This window comes from Rhodococcus sp. CH91 (genome assembly GCF_022554085.1).
Taxonomy (GTDB): Bacteria; Actinomycetota; Actinomycetes; order Mycobacteriales; family Mycobacteriaceae; genus Rhodococcus.
In genome coordinates this window covers 65,468-83,531 of sequence record NZ_JAKFYR010000002.1, presented here as the reverse complement: position 1 = coordinate 83,531, position 18,064 = coordinate 65,468, and the positions used below count along the sequence as shown (strand labels likewise).

At 68.8% G+C, this 18,064-nt stretch carries 13 protein-coding genes and 2 tRNA genes; 9 read left to right on the top strand and 6 right to left on the bottom strand.

The window, feature by feature from the left end; all coding sequences use genetic code 11:
• Nucleotides 1–73 precede the first annotated feature (73 nt).
• The gene (locus MOM01_RS03995; protein ID WP_241384116.1) at nt 74–934 is read left to right on the top strand and encodes a tryptophan-rich sensory protein; all 861 of its coding nucleotides are present in this window, start codon (nt 74–76) and stop codon (nt 932–934) included.
• Nucleotides 935–994: 60 nt separating this feature from the next.
• On the opposite strand, the gene MOM01_RS03990 is transcribed toward MOM01_RS03995, so the two are convergent.
• Entirely contained in the window at nt 995–3,028 is a 2,034-nt protein-coding gene (locus MOM01_RS03990) for a cytochrome c oxidase assembly protein (RefSeq protein ID WP_241384115.1), read from the bottom strand.
• A gap of 131 nt (nt 3,029–3,159) precedes the next feature.
• Here MOM01_RS03990 and MOM01_RS03985 point away from each other — a divergent pair, with 131 nt between their 5' ends.
• The 3 genes from MOM01_RS03985 to gdhA all read left to right on the top strand — a co-directional run bounded on the left by MOM01_RS03985 (nt 3,160) and on the right by gdhA (nt 5,500).
• Nucleotides 3,160–3,816, top strand: coding sequence for a DedA family protein (locus MOM01_RS03985; RefSeq protein ID WP_241384114.1), 657 nt, complete (start codon nt 3,160–3,162; stop codon nt 3,814–3,816).
• Between the two features lie 62 nt (nt 3,817–3,878).
• Nucleotides 3,879–3,952, top strand: a tRNA-Arg gene (locus MOM01_RS03980).
• Nucleotides 3,953–4,156: 204 nt separating this feature from the next.
• Nucleotides 4,157–5,500: an NADP-specific glutamate dehydrogenase gene (gene gdhA / locus MOM01_RS03975; protein ID WP_241384113.1), complete on the top strand. Its 1,344-nt coding sequence runs from the start codon at nt 4,157–4,159 to the stop codon at nt 5,498–5,500.
• A gap of 91 nt (nt 5,501–5,591) precedes the next feature.
• On the opposite strand, the gene MOM01_RS03970 is transcribed toward gdhA, so the two are convergent.
• From MOM01_RS03970 to MOM01_RS03960, 3 genes are all read right to left on the bottom strand, one after another.
• Nucleotides 5,592–7,334, bottom strand: coding sequence for a selenocysteine-specific translation elongation factor (locus MOM01_RS03970; protein WP_241384112.1), 1,743 nt, complete (start codon nt 7,332–7,334; stop codon nt 5,592–5,594).
• Entirely contained in the window at nt 7,334–8,638 is a 1,305-nt protein-coding gene (gene selA / locus MOM01_RS03965) for an L-seryl-tRNA(Sec) selenium transferase (protein WP_241384111.1), read from the bottom strand. The genes MOM01_RS03970 and selA overlap by 1 nt, the downstream gene beginning before the upstream one ends.
• 32 nt (nt 8,639–8,670) lie before the next feature.
• Nucleotides 8,671–8,765: transfer RNA gene (locus MOM01_RS03960), tRNA-Sec, on the bottom strand.
• Nucleotides 8,766–8,822: 57 nt separating this feature from the next.
• On the opposite strand from MOM01_RS03960, the gene selD reads away from it, so the two are divergent.
• The 5 genes from selD (at nt 8,823) to MOM01_RS03935 (ending at nt 16,566) form a co-directional block, all read left to right on the top strand.
• Nucleotides 8,823–9,845 (top strand): selenide, water dikinase SelD, encoded by a 1,023-nt coding sequence (selD, locus tag MOM01_RS03955; protein WP_241384110.1) that lies wholly within the window; start codon nt 8,823–8,825, stop codon nt 9,843–9,845.
• A gap of 112 nt (nt 9,846–9,957) precedes the next feature.
• Nucleotides 9,958–13,293 carry a formate dehydrogenase gene (gene fdh, locus MOM01_RS03950; protein ID WP_277609215.1) on the top strand — a complete coding sequence of 1,112 codons (3,336 nt, stop codon included), beginning with the start codon at nt 9,958–9,960 and terminating at the stop codon, nt 13,291–13,293.
• Nucleotides 13,290–14,204: a 4Fe-4S dicluster domain-containing protein gene (locus MOM01_RS03945; RefSeq protein WP_241384109.1), complete on the top strand. Its 915-nt coding sequence runs from the start codon at nt 13,290–13,292 to the stop codon at nt 14,202–14,204. Before fdh ends, MOM01_RS03945 begins: the two co-directional genes overlap by 4 nt.
• Nucleotides 14,201–15,229 (top strand): NrfD/PsrC family molybdoenzyme membrane anchor subunit, encoded by a 1,029-nt coding sequence (gene nrfD / locus MOM01_RS03940; protein ID WP_241384108.1) that lies wholly within the window; start codon nt 14,201–14,203, stop codon nt 15,227–15,229. Before MOM01_RS03945 ends, nrfD begins: the two co-directional genes overlap by 4 nt.
• 32 nt (nt 15,230–15,261) lie before the next feature.
• Nucleotides 15,262–16,566 carry an L-lactate MFS transporter gene (locus tag MOM01_RS03935; protein ID WP_241384107.1) on the top strand — a complete coding sequence of 435 codons (1,305 nt, stop codon included), beginning with the start codon at nt 15,262–15,264 and terminating at the stop codon, nt 16,564–16,566.
• A gap of 9 nt (nt 16,567–16,575) precedes the next feature.
• On the opposite strand, the gene MOM01_RS03930 is transcribed toward MOM01_RS03935, so the two are convergent.
• Nucleotides 16,576–16,821, bottom strand: coding sequence for a hypothetical protein (locus MOM01_RS03930; RefSeq protein ID WP_241384106.1), 246 nt, complete (start codon nt 16,819–16,821; stop codon nt 16,576–16,578).
• A complete protein-coding gene (locus tag MOM01_RS03925; RefSeq protein WP_241384105.1) occupies nt 16,799–18,064 on the bottom strand; it encodes a fatty acid desaturase family protein in 1,266 nt (421 codons plus the stop codon). Before MOM01_RS03925 ends, MOM01_RS03930 begins: the two co-directional genes overlap by 23 nt.

Below are 18,064 nucleotides of genomic sequence, written 5' to 3'. Positions count from 1 at the left end.
GGCCGCCGCGTCCGCATTCGTCCGTTTTGCCCGATCGAGGTTGAGTGATCCGCGCCGCGGGCACCCTCCCCCTATGACATCCCCCTCACACGGATCCGCGACCGCGCCCGCTTCGTCCTCCGCCCCGCGCACCGGCCGCGACATCGCACGCGTCGCGGCTGTGGCGGTGAGTGCTCCCGTCGCCGTCGTGGTGTCGTTCTTCGGTTCGGGTGCCGCCGGTGGGACGCCGGTCGCCGAAGCTGCGGGTGGCGCACTGTCGGCGGACGCCACAGCGGTCGCTCCCGGCGGTCCCGCCTTCTCGATCTGGACCCTGATCTACGCCGGTCTTCTCGCACTGGCGGTGTGGCAGGCGCTGCCCGCCCACCACACCGATGCACGGCAGCGCGCCGCAGGCTGGTGGATCTCCGCCTCGATGCTGCTCAACGCGGCGTGGATCACGGCGATCCAGTTCGATCAGGTCTGGCTCAGCGTCGTGGTGATCGTCGCATTGCTCGCCGTACTCGTCCGCATCTTCTTGATCTTCACTCGCAACCTCCCGACGAGCAGGCTCGAAGCTGTCGTCGTCGACGGCACGATGTTCGTCTACCTCGGCTGGGTGTCGGTGGCGACGGTCGCCAACACTTCGGCGGCGCTGCGCTACGAGGAGATCGACCCCTTCGGATGGGGAGCCGACGTGTGGGCGATCGTCGTCCTGGCGGTCGTCGCCGCGGTGTCGGTCCTGCTCGCGATCGTCGGGCGCGGTCGACTGGCCGTCACCGGCGCGCTCGTCTGGGGCCTGATCTGGATCGCGGTCGCGCGCACGAGTGACGACGGGCTGGTGTCCACGCCCGCGGCGGTGTCTGCGGTGACGGCGGCAGTGGTCGCGGTCGTGGCCACGGTGGCGGCACGCATCAGCGCCGAACGCTCCACGACGCGCACTGCGGCCACCGTCTGACCCGTCCTGCTCCGGTCACCGTTGCCTACGAGGATGGCCGTTGCCGGTGACCCGCGGCGATCAGCGGCCCTCGCCGTCCCGCCGGGCCAGCTCCGCGAACATGGCGTTGTGCGCCGCGAGGTCTGCGTCGTCGTCGCGGTCGGCCGCGCGGTCGACGCGTCGCGCGGTGCGCTTGTCGGTCCGCGACCACTGCACGAGCAGAGCGATCATCACGAGTACGAGCGGGATCTCACCGGCCGACCACGCGATGCTGCCGCCGACCTTCTGATCGGCGAACAGGTCGTAGTTCCACGGCAGGGCGAGGCCGCGATAGTAGCTCTCGGCCATCACGGTGCCCATGCTCATCAGCGTCACGCCGAAGAACGCGTGGAACGGGAGGGACCCGAAGACCATTGCCAGTTTCGTCACGGGCTGCAGGTCGCGCGGGGACGGGTCGACGCCGATGACCACCCAGTAGAAGAGATATCCGCTCAGCAGGAAGTGCAGGTTCATCAGGACGTGGGCGCTGTGGCTGTCGATGAACGTGGTGAAGATGCCGCCGAGGTACAGGGCGTAGAAGCCACCCACGAACATGACCGACGCCACGATCGGATGGGTGAAGAACCGCGACGGCGGGCTGTGCAGGAATTCGAGGATCCATTCGCGCGGGCCGGGAGGGGCGTTGCGGCCCGCAGGCCGGAAGGCCCGCAACGCGAGTGTCATCGCCCCACCGAGGGCCAAGAGCACGGGCGCGAGCATCGACAGCGCCATGTGCGCACCCATGTGGACGCTGAACATCGCCGGCGAGTACATGCCGACCCCGGAGCTGGTCGCCACCAGCAGCACGAAACATCCCGAGAACCAGGCGATCGACCTGCCGACGGGCCACGAGTCACCGCGCTTGCGCAGGGTCCACAATCCGATGGCATAGGCGACGGCGAGGACGAGTGCGGCAGTTCCGAAAATGAGGTCGAAGCGCCACTGCCCGAAGAACAGGCTCACGAAGGAGGGCGGCACGTCGAGCTGGTAGCCGAGGGTGACCTCCTGGACCGTCGGCGCGGAGGCCGGCGGAGGGGGCGGGGTACGTCCGAGTCCCACGGCCAGACCGATCGTGGCCGCGAGAACGAAGGCCTCCACAGCGGTGAAACGCACCAGCGCCGAACGGCTGGTCGGGTCGGCTTCCAGGGCGGGCAGTGCCCGGCGGCGCTGGGCCCAGCCGAACACTCCGAGCACGATCAGCGCGACGATCTTGGCGAGCAGCACGCGACCGTAGGTGGTCGTGGTGAGATCCCCGAACGACATCCGGACCGCGGCGTTGATTACGCCGGTGACCGCCATGACGGCGAACGCCAGGCCCGCGACGAAGGAGAACCGCCGGGCTGCGAGGTCGGTGTACTCCCCTCCCCGCAGCGAGTGGACGAGCAGGGCGAACAGTCCACCCGCCCAGACGGATGCGGCGACGAGATGCAGCACGAGGCTGTTGGTGGCCATGTCGTGGGAGCCACCCGAGGACGAATGCCCGGTCAGCGCGACCGGCATGAGCGCCACGAGGGAGAGCAACAACAGATAGGGCGTCCACGACCAGCGCACCGAGAGGCGGATCAGCAGGGCGGTGATCAAGGCGAGCACCGTCGTCCACGCCCAGGCCACCGCCGTCTCCACCTGCCCCAGTGCCTGGAAGAGATTCTCGGGCCGGATCGCTTCGCTCAGTGGACTGCCCGAGGTCTCGGAGAGCGTCAGCGGCACCATGAGCGCAGCGGTGACCGCCCAGACCGTCGCCGCGACACCGGCCATCCGGACGGCGCGGTAACCGCCCACGTCGAGCACCCCGTTGCGTTGCGGGGGTACCAGGAACGCCGCGAAGAACAACGACCCGATCGTGATGACGGTGGCGATCTCGGAGATCGCGCGCACGGCGGGCACTCCGTAGGTGGTGAGCGGACCGGGATCCGGGATGCCCAGCAGCACCAGAGCCTGCGCGGCGGACAGGGCGACCACCGACGCCGCGACGATCGCTGCCAGGAGACCGAGGAGGATCATCAGTGCCGGCGGGTTTCCCCTCGTCGGGGTGGGCGCCGGAGGCCGCGCGGTGGAGGCGAGCTCGGATGTTGCCATGACTACCAGGGTAGGACCTGCCCGAGGGCACCTACGACGCGCCGTCGGAGTTGTCGCCGGACGTACTCCTCCGTATCCGCCTACCGTGGAAGCAACCGCCCCGAATCCCGACAGGAGCACCGCTCGCGCCCATGAACGTGATCAACGAATTCATCATCGGGCAGGCCGCGGCCCTCTGGGTCTACCCCTTGCTCTTCGCCGTGTGCGTCATGGACGGCTTCTTCCCGCCCGTCCCCAGCGAGACCATCCTGGTCACCCTGGCGTCGCTGTCGGGTTCGACCGGCCGGCCCTATCTGTGGATCATCATCGTGCTCGCTGCACTCGGCGCGATCATCGGCGACAACATCGCCTACACGATCGGACGGAAGGTCGGCACGGAGCGGTTCCGGTGGATGCGTCGCCCGAAGGCGCGGGCCGCCTTCGCGTGGGCGCGGCGCGGGCTCGACAAGCGTGGCGCCGCGGTGATCCTCACGGCCCGCTACATCCCCATCGGCCGCATCGCGGTCAACATGACGGCCGGCGCGACCCGCTATCCGCGGCAGAAGTTCGTCCCGCTCACGATCCTGGGCGGTACCACCTGGGCGTTGTACTCGGCGCTGGTGGGACGCCTCGTCGGCGGCTGGTTCGAATCCCAGCCGCTGTTCGGTGCCGCCGTGTCGATCTGCGTCGCGGTGGTCCTCGGCATCGGGATCGACCACGTCCTCCAGAGGTTCAAGTCCGGGGAGGTGGACGTTCCCCGGGCCGAGTCGGATGTCGACGACGGGCGGGGCACCTCGCTCGAGCGGTGACCCCGCCCGCCGGAAGGGTGTGTGCAGACCTTCCGGACGGCACCCGCTAAGATTCTGGCCGCGCCTCCGTAGCTCAGCTGGATAGAGCAAGAGCCTTCTAATCTCTAGGTCGCAGGTTCGAGTCCTGCCGGGGGCACACCCATCACCGGTGTCCGTGTGCGGATTCCGAAGTCGGACATTCTAGGTCCGAGCAGGCACTTCCCCCGGTTCCGACCCGCGTGCGAGCCGTGTGTTCCTTATCCCACCTCCCCACCGGGTTAACACATGCTAAGGACCACGTCCTATAGTTTTCGTCGTAAAACCCGTGTTACAGAATCCTCACAGAGTCAGGTAGGTGGGCGTGTCGACATCGGACCGCATCGAAGAGATCTACGAGCAGGTCAAGGCCCGCAACGCAGGTGAGCCCGAATTCCACCAGGCTGCGGCCGAAGTGTTCGAGTCTCTCCATGTCGTGCTCGAGCGACACCCCGGTTACTTCGAATCCGGGCTCATCGAGCGGCTGTGCGAGCCCGAACGTCAGATCATCTTCCGTGTTCCGTGGACAGACGACAACGGAAACGTCCACGTCAACCGCGGTTTCCGGGTTCAGTACAGCAGCGTGCTCGGCCCCTACAAGGGCGGTCTGCGTTTCCACCCGAGTGTGAACCTCGGCATCGTCAAGTTCCTGGGATTCGAGCAGATCTTCAAGAACGCGCTCACCGGCCTGCCCATCGGCGGCGGCAAGGGCGGCTCGGACTTCGACCCCAAGGGTCGCTCCGAGCAGGAGATCATGCGCTTCTGCCAGTCGTTCATGACCGAGCTGCATCGCCACATCGGGGAGTACACCGACGTCCCGGCCGGTGATATCGGCGTCGGCGGCCGCGAGATCGGTTACCTGTTCGGCCAGTACAAACGACTCACCAACTCCTACGAGTCCGGCGTGCTCACCGGCAAGGGCATCACCTGGGGCGGGTCGCAGGTCCGCAAGGAGGCCACCGGTTACGGCGCGGCCTACTTCGTCAACGAGATGGCCAAGACCGCGGGTACCACCCTCGACGGCCGCACCGCGGTCGTCTCGGGCTCCGGCAACGTCGCCATCTACGCCATCGAGAAGCTCCACCAGCTCGGTGGCACCGTGGTCGCCTGCTCCGACTCCTCGGGCTACATCGTCGACCGCAAGGGTCTCGACGTCGAGCTGCTCAAGGAGATCAAGGAGGTCCGCCGCGGACGCATCTCCGAGTACGTCGACGAGCGCGGCGACGCCGAGTTCTATCCCGGCGGCAACATCTGGAACGTGCCGTGCGACATCGCGCTGCCGTGTGCGACGCAGAACGAACTCGACGAGGAATCGGCGAAGACGCTCGTGAACAACGGCGTGAAGGTCGTCGCCGAGGGTGCCAACATGCCGACGACTCCGGGCGGCATCGGCGTCTTCCGTGACGCCGGGGTGGCCTTCGCGCCCGGCAAGGCCGCCAACGCCGGTGGTGTGGCGACCTCCGCACTGGAGATGCAGCAGAACGCCTCGCGCGACTCGTGGCACTTCGACTACACCGACGCGCGTCTCGCCGGCATCATGGCCGACATCCACAGCCGCTGCGTCGAGACCGCCGCCGAGTACGGCAAGCCGGGCGACTACGTCCACGGCGCCAACATCGCCGGCTTCGTGAAGGTCGCCGACGCGATGTTCGCACTCGGCGTCATCTGACGACCGGCATTTCACGCGAGGGGCGGCTACCGGCGAGTCCGGGAGCCGCCCCTCGCCTTTCCGGAACGAATCCGCTTGCCGCCGCCAGTGCCTACCGCACGACCTCGCGACGGTCGTCGGCGAGCCGTCGTGTGCGTCCGGCCCTGTCCAGCCGGTCGAGCAGCGGAAGCACCACCCTCCGGGTCGTCGCCAGCCGCTCGCGCGCCGCGCTGGTCGTGAAGGGCTGATCCAACTCCCGCAACCGGGCGACGGCGGCGTCGGCGGCGTCGGGAAGCAGGACGATTCCCGGCCCCACCCGCCACAGCCGGCCGCTGCGCTCGGCTGCTGCGAGTGCCCGGTCGTCGAGACCGAGCTCACGGAGGCGGTCGGCGGTCGGGGCGAGGAACGGGGACGCCTGCAGGTCGCGGTGCACCTGCTCGACGGCCTTCCGGATCCTGCCCGGTAGTGCGTCGGCGCCGGGAGCGACCACCCGGCCTCCGACCACGTCGAGGGGTGGGCGCACCAAGGCCCGCACCAGCTCCGGGGTGGGAAGTCGCAACTGCGCCGCGAGCACGGTCAGGGGGGCGGCCGGATCGAGTGGATGCGCGCGGGCGTGCTCTGCGACAAGGGTGGGCAACCGGTCGGCGACCGCTTTCGCGAAGGCAGGCGCGACGAACCACGGCCCGACGACCAAGTGGTCGCCCTCTTCCCGAGGAATACCCAGCTGCCGCATGCGCTCCCGATGCAGGAGCCCGCGGCGGCGGAGTTCGTCGGCCAGGCGCGGAGTGCCCTCGGCACCCGCGAGCTGAAGCGCCCGCCGTGCTGCGGCACCGCGACGCCGGAGGCGTGGTGGGTCCGGATCGAGAACGTCGGCGCGCCAGATCGTCCGGCGCCCCGGATCGCGCAGCAGGGCGCGATCCCCTATCCGGAGAGGCAGCGGCCGGTCGAGGGTGAGCCTGGCGAGGTCGTCTCCGAGCGGACGACACCGGACGCCGACATCCGCGGCCCCGACATGCAGCACGGGCGCGACCGGGGGCCGGCCCTCCCCCGTGAGACGGACGTCCACCACGGAGGTGTGGTGCCACGCGTCGGGCGTCACGAGCACACTCCCCCGGCTCAGGTCGTCGATCCGGCCGGTGAGGTTGAGGGCGACCCTGGCCACGCCGCTCACCGCCGGGCGGTCACGCCCGAGCGCCTGGACGCCGCGCACCCGCAGCGGCGTGTCGCCGAGGGCGAGGGTGTCGCCGACACGGACCGTCCCGGCCGGAAGTGTCCCGGTGACCACCGTTCCGGCTCCGCGCACGGTGAACCGGCGATCCACCCACAGCCGGACGTCGGCGTCGGGCTCCGGATCCGGCAGCGCGGCGACCATCGTCGTCAGAGCGGCGCGGAGGGCGTCGAGGCCCATCCCGGTCCGGCCGCTGACCGGGACGACGGGCGCCCCTGCCAGACCGGTACGGGCGATCTCCGCAGCGGCCCGCGCGGAAGCAGGTCCCGGATCGGCAAGATCTGCGCGGGTCACGGCCACGACCGCGTGTCGCACGCCCAGCGCATCGAGGGCAGCCAGGTGCTCGGCCGCCTGGGGCATCCACGGGTCGTCGGCGGCGACGACGAACATGGCGGCCGGGACCGGCCCCACCCCGGCCAGCATCGTAGTCAGGAAACGCTCGTGCCCGGGGACGTCGACGAAGGCGACCTCGCCGACCTCCGGCCAGGAGGTCCAGCAGTACCCGAGTTCGATGGTCAGTCCTCGCCGCCGTTCCTCGGCGAGCCGGTCCGGATCGGCACCGGTGAGCGCTTCGACCAGCGTCGACTTGCCGTGGTCGACGTGCCCGGCGGTCGCGACGACGTGCATCAGCGTTCTTCGCGGCAGGCGACGCGCTTCACAGCGTCGATCAGGCCGTCGTCTTCGCCGGGGGCCACCGCGAGCAGGTCGAGCAGCAGCCTGCCGCGCTCGACCCGGCCGACGACCGGGTGCTCGCCGAGACGCAAGGGACCGGCGAGGCGCTCGGGCAGCGCGACCGCGACGCTGGGCAGGACCACGTCCGGGGCCCCACCGCCACCCACCACCCCCTCGGAGTCGACCACTTCGGGCTCCAGGCCGGGCGGGAGTGCCGCGCAGATCATCCGGGCCCGGCGACGGAGCTCGTCCGGTCGGCGGTCGAGCGCGGCCGGAACCGGAGGGGTCGGCCCGGTCAGGGTCGCCTCGAGCGCTGCGAGCGTGAGTTTGTCCACGCGCAGTGCGCGGGCGAACGGGTCTCGGCGCAGCCGCTCCACCAGCCCCGCCTCGCCGAGCACCAGGCCGGCCTGCGGACCGCCGAGCAGTTTGTCTCCCGAGGCGGTCACGAGGTCGGCTCCGGCACGCAACACGGTGGTGGCGTCGGGCTCGTTCGGCAGACGCGGATGAGGGGCCAGCAGCCCCGATCCGATGTCGACCACCACGGGAACGCCCAGACCGGTCAGTTCCCCCACCGACACCGACGACGTGAATCCGCTGACGGTGAAGTTGGAGGGATGGACCTTGAGCACGAAGGCGGTGTCGGAGTCGAGAGCCCCGGCGTAGTCGCTCAGGCGCACCCGGTTGGTCGTGCCGACCTCCCGCAACCGAGCACCCACCGATTCCAGCAGCTCCGGGATCCGGAAACCGTCGCCGATCTCGACCAGCTCGCCCCGGGCGATCACGATCGACCGGCCACCACGCGCGAGCACCCGGGTGACCAGAGCGAGAGCAGCCGCACCGTTGTTGACCACGTGGACCGCACCGGCGTCGGGTACCTGCGCGGCGAGCGCTTCGAGAGCGCCGCGCCCGCGACGGCCACGACGGCCCGTCGCCAGGTCGAGTTCGACGTCGGTCGCGCCCGCCGCCGTGCTCACGGCATCGACTGCGGCGCGGGACAGCGGAGCGCGCCCGAGGTTGGTGTGCACCACCACGCCGGTCGCGTTGATCACGCGGCGCAGAGTGGTCGCTCCCACCGGCAAGGATGCGACTGCGATGTCGGCGACGGCGGCCGGCTCGATCCCGCCGTCGCGGCACTGCTGCTGGGCCGCGACCACCGCCTGTTTGACCAGCCGGGGGCCGATCCGCTCCACGGCCTCGCGCAGGCGCGGATCGGCCAGGACCTGGTCGGTACGGGGAATCTCCCGCCTCGGATCCGGCACGCGTCTCCTCATCCCACAGACCACGGAAAACTTGGCGGAGGCGGACGGGAATCGAACCCGCCTGACCCAGCTACTGGGCCACAACGGTTTTGAAGACCGTGACCGTCACCAGACGAGAACCACCTCCGCGCTCACCTTAACCCGAAGCCCGGTCGGCGCTGCGCCACGGCCGTATGTTGAGTACATGACCGCACATCTCGACCTCCCCGAAGGCGCATACCGGCTCACTCAGTACGCCGCCGGCGGTGGCTGCGCCTGCAAGGTTCCGCCCGGCGAACTCGAACGGGTGCTCGGCGGTCTGCAGAGCGGCCGCGCCTCGGGCGACCTGCTGGTCGGTGTGGAGAACGGTGACGACGGCGCCGCGGTCCGGATCGACCCGGCTCCCGACGGAAGCGGCCGCGCGGTGATCGTGACCGCCGACTTCTTCACGCCGGTCGTCGACGACCCCTACGACTGGGGGCGGATCGCCGCCACCAATGCCATGTCCGACGTGTACGCGATGGGCGGCACACCGGTCGTCGCGGTGAACCTGCTGGGCTGGCCGCGCGAGATCATTCCCTTCGAACTGGCGGCCGAGGTCATGCGGGGCGGTGCCGATGCGTGCGCCGAGGCCGGCGCTCATCTCGCCGGCGGTCACAGCATCGACGACCGCGAGCCGAAGTACGGGCTGGCGGTCACCGGGCTGGGTGACCCGGATCGCTTGCTGCGCAACGACGCTGCGGAGCCCGGCCTGCCGCTCACCCTCACCAAGCCACTCGGTCTCGGCATCCTCAACAACCGCCACAAGGCCACCGGAGAGCGGTTCGAGGAAGCGGTCGCGGTGATGTCCACCCTCAACCGCGATGCCGCGCAGCTCGCCGGTGCCGCCGGGGTGCGTGCCGCCACCGACGTGACGGGATTCGGCCTGCTCGGCCACCTGATGAAGATGATGCGGGCCAGCGGCACGACGGCCGTGATCGACGCCGCGAGCGTCCCCTACGTCGACGGGGCGAGGCAGTCGCTGGCCGAGGGATTCGTGCCGGGCGGTAGTCGCCGCAATCTCGACTGGGTGCGCGACCAGGTGGATTCCGCCCTGGACGAGGACGAACTGCTTCTGCTCGCCGACGCGCAGACGTCCGGGGGCCTGCTGGTCGTGGGGGAGCTTCCCGGACACCCGGTCATCGGCGAGGTGGTCCCGGCCGGCACGCACGCGGTGCGGGTGCGCTGACGGCATGCCGGCGAGGCCGACATCCCGGGCGACCTGCACCGAATACGAATTCCCGGCACGAAGCGCACCGAGCCGGTAACTTCGTGATCGGCAACGCACGAAGGGAGGTCCGATGGTGGAGAAGAAGTCACCGCTCCCCTGGCCCGTCCTGCGCCAGCTCACCGGCCGAGACCTGCTCGGACGCGGCAAGGCGGCCCGCTCCCGGCGTACCGACGAGATCGAACCGCGCACCTCGACCGCGGATCGGGTCGCGCGCAGCGTGTGCCCCTACTGCGCGGTCGGATGCGCCCAGAAGATCTTCGTCAAGGACGAGCAGATCGTCCAGATCGAAGGCGATCCCGACAGTCCGGTCAACCGCGGGCGGCTGTGCCCCAAGGGTTCGGCGAGCAAGAATCTCGTCACCAGCGAACTGCGCAAGACCCGGGTCCGGTATCGCCGTCCCTACGGCACCGAATGGGAAGACCTCGACCTCGGAACGGCCATGGAGATGGTCGCCGACCGGGTGTTGCAGACCCGGCGCGACACCTGGCAGGAATTCGACGACAAGGGCCGCCGTGTCCGGCGCACGATGGGCATCGCCAGCCTCGGCGGAGCGACACTGGACAACGAGGAGAACTACCTCATCAAGAAGCTGTTCACGGCGATGGGGGCGGTCCAGATCGAGAACCAGGCCCGCATATGACACTCCGCCACCGTCCCCGGTCTGGGGACCAGCTTCGGGCGCGGCGGTGCCACCGGCTACACAGCCGACCTGGCCAACGCTGACTGCATCATCATCCAGGGTTCCAACATGGCCGAAGCCCACCCGGTGGGCTTCCAGTGGGTCGTGGAGGCCCAGAAGCGTGGTGCCCGCGTCATTCACGTCGATCCGCGTTTCACCCGCACCAGCGCAGTGGCGGACAAGCACGTGCCCATCCGTGTCGGCAGCGACATCGCCTTCCTCGGCGGCATCGTCAACTACGTACTGAGCAACGAGCTGGACTTCCGCGAGTACGTGGTCAACTACACGAACGCACCGATGCTCGTCAGCGACAAGTTCACGGATGCCGACGAGCTCGACGGTCTCTTCTCCGGTTTCGATCCCGAGACACGGACCTACGACCCGACGAGCTGGCAGTACGACGTCGAGGACGAGCCGGGCGACCTGCACGAGTCCCAGGCCGACGACTCCGGGGACCATGCGAAACACCGGGACACCGCTGCGGGCATGCAGCACGAGGCACACGGGATGCAGACCGCGGGCCACCCGAGGCGCGACGACAGCCTGCAGCACCCCCGCTGCGTCTACCAGATCCTCAAGAGGCACTTTGCTCGCTACACCCCCGAGATGGTCGAGCAGGCATGCGGCGTCTCACAGGAGGATTTCCTCGAGGTCTGCCGGGCGTGGACGGAGAACTCCGGACGGGAGCGGACGACCGCGCTCGTCTACAGCGTGGGCTGGACTCAGCACAGCGTGGGCGTGCAGTACATCCGCACCGGCGCGATCCTGCAGTTGCTGCTCGGCAACATGGGCCGCCCCGGCGGGGGCATCATGGCGCTGCGCGGCCACGCCAGCATCCAGGGGTCGACCGACATCCCGACCCTGTACAACCTCCTCCCCGGCTACCTGCCGATGCCCAATCCCGATGATCACGGGTCGCTCTCGGACTGGATCGACGCCGTCCGCAAGCCGGGCAGCAAGGGTTTCTGGTCGAAGGCCGATGCGTACGCGGTGAACCTGCTCAAGGCGTATTGGGGCGACGCGGCCACCGCGGACAACGACTTCTGCTTCGACTACATGCCCAAGATCACCGGCGACCACGGCACCTATCGGACGGTGCTCGACATGATCGACGGAAAGGTCAAGGGATACTTCCTCCTCGGCCAGAATCCGGCCGTCGGGTCCGCCCACGGCCGCGCCCAGCGTCTCGGGATGGCGAATCTCGACTGGCTCGTGGTGCGCGATCTGTTCGAGATCGAGAGTGCGAGCTTCTGGAAGGACTCTCCAGAGATCGAGACCGGGGAGATCGTGACCGAGGAGTGTGGCACCGAGGTGTTCCTGTTCCCGGCAGCCTCCTATGCGGAAAAGGAAGGCACCTTCACACAGACCCAGCGAATGCTGCAGTGGCGTGAGAAGGCCGTCGAGCCCCCGGAGGACTGCCGCTCGGATCTGTGGTTCTTCTACCACCTCGGGCGCATGCTGCAGGAGCGGCTGGCCGGGTCGACCGACGAGCGCGACCGTCCCCTGCTCGACCTGGCATGGGACTATCCGGTACACGGCGAATACGACGAGCCCAGCGCCGAAGCGGTGCTGATGGAGATCAACGGCTACGACATCGCGACCCGCAGGCCGCTGTCGTCGTTCACCGAGATGAAGGCCGACGGCTCCACACTGGGCGGCTGCTGGATCTACACCGGCGTGTACGCAGACGGCGTCAACCAGGCGAACCGGCGCAAGTCGCGGCACGAGCAGTCGCCCGTGGCTCCGGAGTGGGGCTGGGCGTGGCCGATGAACCGCCGCATCCTCTACAACCGGGCCTCCGCCGACCCCGAGGGCCGGCCGTGGAGCGAACGCAAGGCCTACGTGTGGTGGGATGCCGGCGCCCAGCAGTGGACCGGCCAGGACGTGCCGGACTTCGAGAAGACCAAGCCGCCGAGCTACCGCTCGTCCGAAGGTTCCGAGGGGGTCGACGCGATCGAGGGGATCGACCCGTTCATCATGCAGGGTGACGGCAAGGGCGCCCTCTACGTGCCCCAAGGGCTCATCGACGGGCCGATGCCGACCCATTACGAACCCGTCGAGTCCCCGTTCCGCAATCCGCTCTACGGGCAGCAGGCCAACCCGACCCGCTTGGAATACCGCCGCGACGACAACCCGATGAATCCGGCGCCGCCGGAAGAACACGTCGACATCTTCCCCTTCGTGTTCACCACCAGCCGGCTCACCGAGCACCACACCGCGGGTGGGATGAGCCGTTATCTCGAGCATCTCGCCGAACTGCAACCGGAGATGTTCGTGGAGGTCTCCCCCGCTCTGGCGGCCGAGCGCGGACTCGAGCACATGGGTTGGTGCCATGTGATCACCGCACGGTCGGCGATCGAGGGCCGGGTGATGGTGACGGAACGGTTGCGGCCGCTGAGGGTCGAGGGCCGGACGGTCCACCAGGTGTGGATGCCCTATCACTGGGGCAGCGGCGGCATGGTGACCGGCGACTCGACCAACGACCTGTTCGGCATCACGCTCGATCCCAACGTGCTCATCCAGGAGAGCAAGGTCGGCACGTGTGATGTTCGAGCGGGGCGCCGGCCGACCGGAGCGGCACTTCGGGAGTACGTCCAGGGATATGCGCGCCGGGCCGGGGTAACCGGTGACGTGTACCCACCCATCGTCACGGCCGCGAGCGAGCCCCGCGACCCCGGTGAGACCGTCTCGGATGGGGAACACATCCCGGAGGAGGACGACGAGTGATCGGCCGCAACAGTTTCTTCGGACCGCTCGACCCGACCACCGACGCCGGCTACGAGGATTCGCCGGCGCGGAAGGGTTTCTTCACCGACACCAGTGTGTGCATCGGCTGCAAGGCGTGCGAGGTCGCCTGCAAGGAATGGAACGACGTCCCCGAGAACGCGTTCGAGATGCTCGGCACCTCCTACGACAACAGCCACTCGCTCAACGCCAACCAGTGGCGGCACGTCGCCTTCATCGAACGGCCGGCCGAGAAGCCGGCACCGGTGTCGCTGGGCCTGCCCACCGTCGGTGCGGCACCGAGCGAGCTGCCGGCGGAGGAGAAGCCCGACTTCCGGTGGCTGATGTCCTCGGACGTGTGCAAACACTGCACGCACGCAGCCTGTCTCGACGTCTGCCCGACCGGTTCCCTGTTCCGCAGCGAGTTCGGCACCGTGGTGGTGCAGGACGAGATCTGCAACGGCTGCGGCTATTGCGTCGCCGCCTGTCCGTACGGTGTCATCGACCGCCGGAAGGGACCGGACGGAGATCCCAAGGTCGGCATCGCCCAGAAGTGCACCCTCTGTTACGACCGGCTCACCGACGGTCAGACACCTGCGTGTGCGCAGGCGTGTCCCACCGAGTCGATCCAGTACGGCGACGTCGAGGAGCTTCGCCGCCGGGCCGACGAGCGACTGGCACGGCTGCAGGAACAGGGTGTCGCCGAAGCCCGGCTCTACGGACACGACCCCGAGGACGGTGTCGGGGGAACCGGCGCTTTCTTCCTGTTGCTCGACGAACCCGAGGTCTACGGCCTGCCTCCGGATCCGGTGGTGACCACCAAGGACCTACCGGAGATGTGGAACCGGGCTGCCGTCGCGGCGGTCGCGATGCTGGCGGGCGCAGCCGTGTCGTTCCTGAGGAGGCACCGATGACCGGGGTCCAGCACGGCGGCAGCCCGGGCAGCCCCCACCGGTCGGGTCCCCGCCGCGGTGGCGGTGGTGGCGATCGGCTGATGGTGCCGGAGGCCGATTTCGAGTCCTATTACGGGCGTTCCGTCGTGAAGCCGGCACCGTGGGAACACGACATCGCCGTCTATCTGTTCACCGGAGGGGTGGCGGCAGGATCCTCGCTGCTCGCCGCGGGCGCGGATCTCACGGGCCGCCCCGCGCTGCGACGGGTCGCGCGGTTCGGGTCGCTGGCGTCCCTGCTCGTCAGCGTCGGCGCCCTCGTCCGCGATCTGGGTAAGCCGTCCCGCTTCCTCAACATGCTGAGGGTGGCGAAGCCGACCTCGCCGATGTCCGTGGGCACCTGGATCCTGTCCCTGCACGGTCCGTTCGCGGGTGCCGCCGCGGCGGCGGAACTGGCTTCGATGCTGCCCCGCCGATGGAAGCGCGGGCCTGTCCGGCTCCTTCTCGCCGTCGGCCGGCCCGCGGGGATGGTGGGGGCTCTGACCGCACCGCCAGTGGCCGCCTACACCGGAGTACTGCTCTCCGACACCGCAACTCCCGCCTGGCACTCCGCCTACAAGGAGCTTCCCTTCGTCTTCTGCGGATCGGCGGCCGCCGCGTCCGGCGGTCTCGGGCTTCTGGGTGCGCCGGTCGCCGAGGCCGGGCCCGCGCGAGCCTTCGCCGTCGGCGGCGCACTGGTCGAACTGGTCACGGAGCGACGGATGGAACAGTCGATGGGACTTGCTGCGGAGGCTCTCCACGAGGGCAGGGCAGGGCGGCTGATGAAGGCCAGCACCGCACTGACCGCGGCAGGGGCTCTCGGCGCACTCGCCGGTCGCCGTAGCCGCGCGCTCTCGATGATCTCCGGTGCCGCGCTCATGGCAGGCTCACTGTGCACCCGTCTCGGGGTGTTCGAGGCGGGCATCGCCTCGGCGAAGGACCCGAAGTACACCGTCGTTCCCCAGCGCGAACGGGTCGATCGCGGGGAACCGGTGCGCTATCGGGGTTGACGCCGCCAGTCGGCAGAGCGAAGGAGAACGGCATGGACTCCGACCAGGGCACGCACGAGCGACGCAGCACCGCTGCACCGGACGGACAACCGCCGGGGACCTTCCGGTGGTTGCTGGTCGCCGGTGCGCTGCTGTTGCAGTTCTCGATCGGCGCGGTCTATGCCTGGTCGGTCTTCGGCGGGGCTCTCGAGAGCGCCGACTCCTGGCAGCTCGGCAAGGTTCAGGCCTCGCTCCCCTTCACCGTCACGATCGGCATGATCTTCCTCGGCACCTACGCCGGAGGCCGGCTCCAGGATCTGAAGGGCCCTCGTCTCGTCGCGCTCGTCGGCGGTGTCATCTACGCCCTGGGAATTCTGCTCGCCTCCTTCACCGACGGCTCCGACGACTACTGGCTGCTCATCCTCGGATACGGCGTCATCAGCGGCTTCGGGCTCGGCTTCGCGTACATCGTCCCGATCGCCATGTTGCAGAAGTGGTTCCCCGACAAGACCGGACTCATCACCGGGCTCGCGGTGGGCGGCTTCGGGTTCGGCGCGGTGCTCACCTCCCCGGTCGCCCAGTGGCTCATCAACCGGAATCCCGAGGATCCCACGAGCGCGTTCCTTCCCCTGGGCCTCGCCTATCTCGTGATGTCCCTGCTCGGCGCGGCGATCTTCCGCAACCCTCCCGAGGGCTACACCGTGCCGGGCTTCGAGCCCGTCACCGCCGGCGGCGGAGCGACCGGAGGTAAGGAGTACACCCAGGGCGAGGCATTGCGTACGCCGCAGTGGTACCTGCTCACCGCGATCCTCACCCTGAGTGTGGCCGCCGGCATCGCCTTGATCTCCCAGGCCAAGCCGAGCGCGACCGACATCGCGGGCTTCAGCGTCACCGGCGCGGCGTCGCTGGTGGGTGTGCTGGCGATCTTCAACGGAGCCGGACGGATCGTGTGGGCGGCGATCTCCGACTATCTCGGCCGGATGAAGACCTTCGCCGCCATCCTCGTGCTCCAGGGCGTGTGCCTGATCGTGCTGCCCCACGCCGACAGCATCGTGCTGTTCTCGATCCTGGCCGCGATCGTCTACCTGTGTTACGGCGGCACCTTCGGCACCATGCCCGCCACCGCAGGCGACTTCTTCGGTGTCCGCAATGCCGGTGCCATCTACGGACTGATGCTCATCGGCTGGAGCCTCGGTGGCATCATCGGCCCGATCGTCGCCTCGGCACTGATCGGCCAGGAGAAGGCCTACACCCTCGCCTACACCACCATCGGCGTCATCGCCCTGGTCTCGGTGTTGCTGACCCTCGTCACCAAGGTGCCCGCAGCACGCGAAACCTCCACGACGATCCGTCCGTGAGCCGCTCGGTCAGTCCTCGGGAGGGGCCGGCCGACGCGGCTCCGGCGTCGCCGGCCCTTCCTCGCGTTCCTCGTCGTCGCGCGCGGCGCGGGCGGCCTCGCGCATCTCGATCGCATCGCTGATCAACTCACCGATCTCGCGCGTGACGTCCCGGACGGCACCGGCGATGATTCCGGCGATGGCACCGACGCGGGTGGCCGCGGATTCGGTGACCTCCTGGATCGTGTCCTTGTTACGCTCGAACCTTCCGACCATGCTCGGCCCCCTCTGTCGTGTCGTCGGCGAGGGTACCCCCATCCTCGAACGGATAGTCGGCGGAACGATGCCGTTCGATCACCACTGGCGACTCCGGCTCGGAAGGCGACCAGCTCGGCGGGAGCGCGAGCACGAAGATCTTCCTCCACACCGATGCCACCTGCTCGGTGAAACCCCCGGTGTTGTACGGCAGGCCGTATCTGTCGCACAACTCGCGCACGCGCGGCGCCAGTTCGGGATAGCGGTGCGCCGGGAGATCCGGGAAGAGGTGGTGTTCGATCTGGTGCGAGAGGTTGCCCGACATGATGTGGAACAGGGGCGTCCCGGAGATGTTCGCGCTGCCCAGCATCTGCCGGACGTACCACTCACCACGCGTCTCGTCGGCGGTCTCCTCCTCGGTGAAGGACTGCACACCGGACGGGAAGTGCCCGCAGAAGATGATCGAGTACGCCCACACGTTGCGCACCAGATTGGCGGTCGCGTTGCCGAGCAGTGTGGGCACGAACAGCGGACCGCTCAACAGCGGGAAGGCGATGTAGTCCTTGAGTACCTGCCGCCCCGCCTTCCGCCACCAGCCCTTGGCGACCGGGATCACCTCGCGCCACGAACGCTTACCGGCGACGATCCGGTCGACCTCCGCATCGTGCATCATGACGCCCCATTCGAACAGCAGCATGAGGGCGGTCGCGTAGACCGGATTGCCGAGATAGTAGGGATGCCACTTCTGCGCCGGGTCCATGCGCAGGATGCCGTATCCGATGTCGCGGTCCTGGCCGAGGATGTTGGTGTACGTGTGGTGCATGTAGTTGTGAGAGTGCCGCCACTGATCCGACGGACATACCGTGTCCCATTCGAACACCCGGGAGTTCAGGGAGGGTTCACGCATCCAGTCGTACTGGCCGTGCATCACGTTGTGCCCGATCTCCATGTTGTCGAGGATCTTCGACACGCTCAGCGCCGCGACGCCGGCCACCCAGGCGGGCGGGAAGAATCCGAGGAACAACAGGCCGCGACCCGCTACCTCGAATCCTCTCTGCGCCTTGATGACCCGGTAGAGATACTCCCTGTCGTCGTCACCGAGCGAGGCCAGAGTCTCCTCACGCAGCGCGTCGAGTTCGAGCCCGATCTTCTCGACGCTCTCCCGGTCGAGAACGAGCGGTTCAGGATCGGCCGCGGCAGGGCGTCCCGACAGGAACGGCAGGAACGGAATGGACGGAAGAGAAGGTAGGGACAATCCGAACAT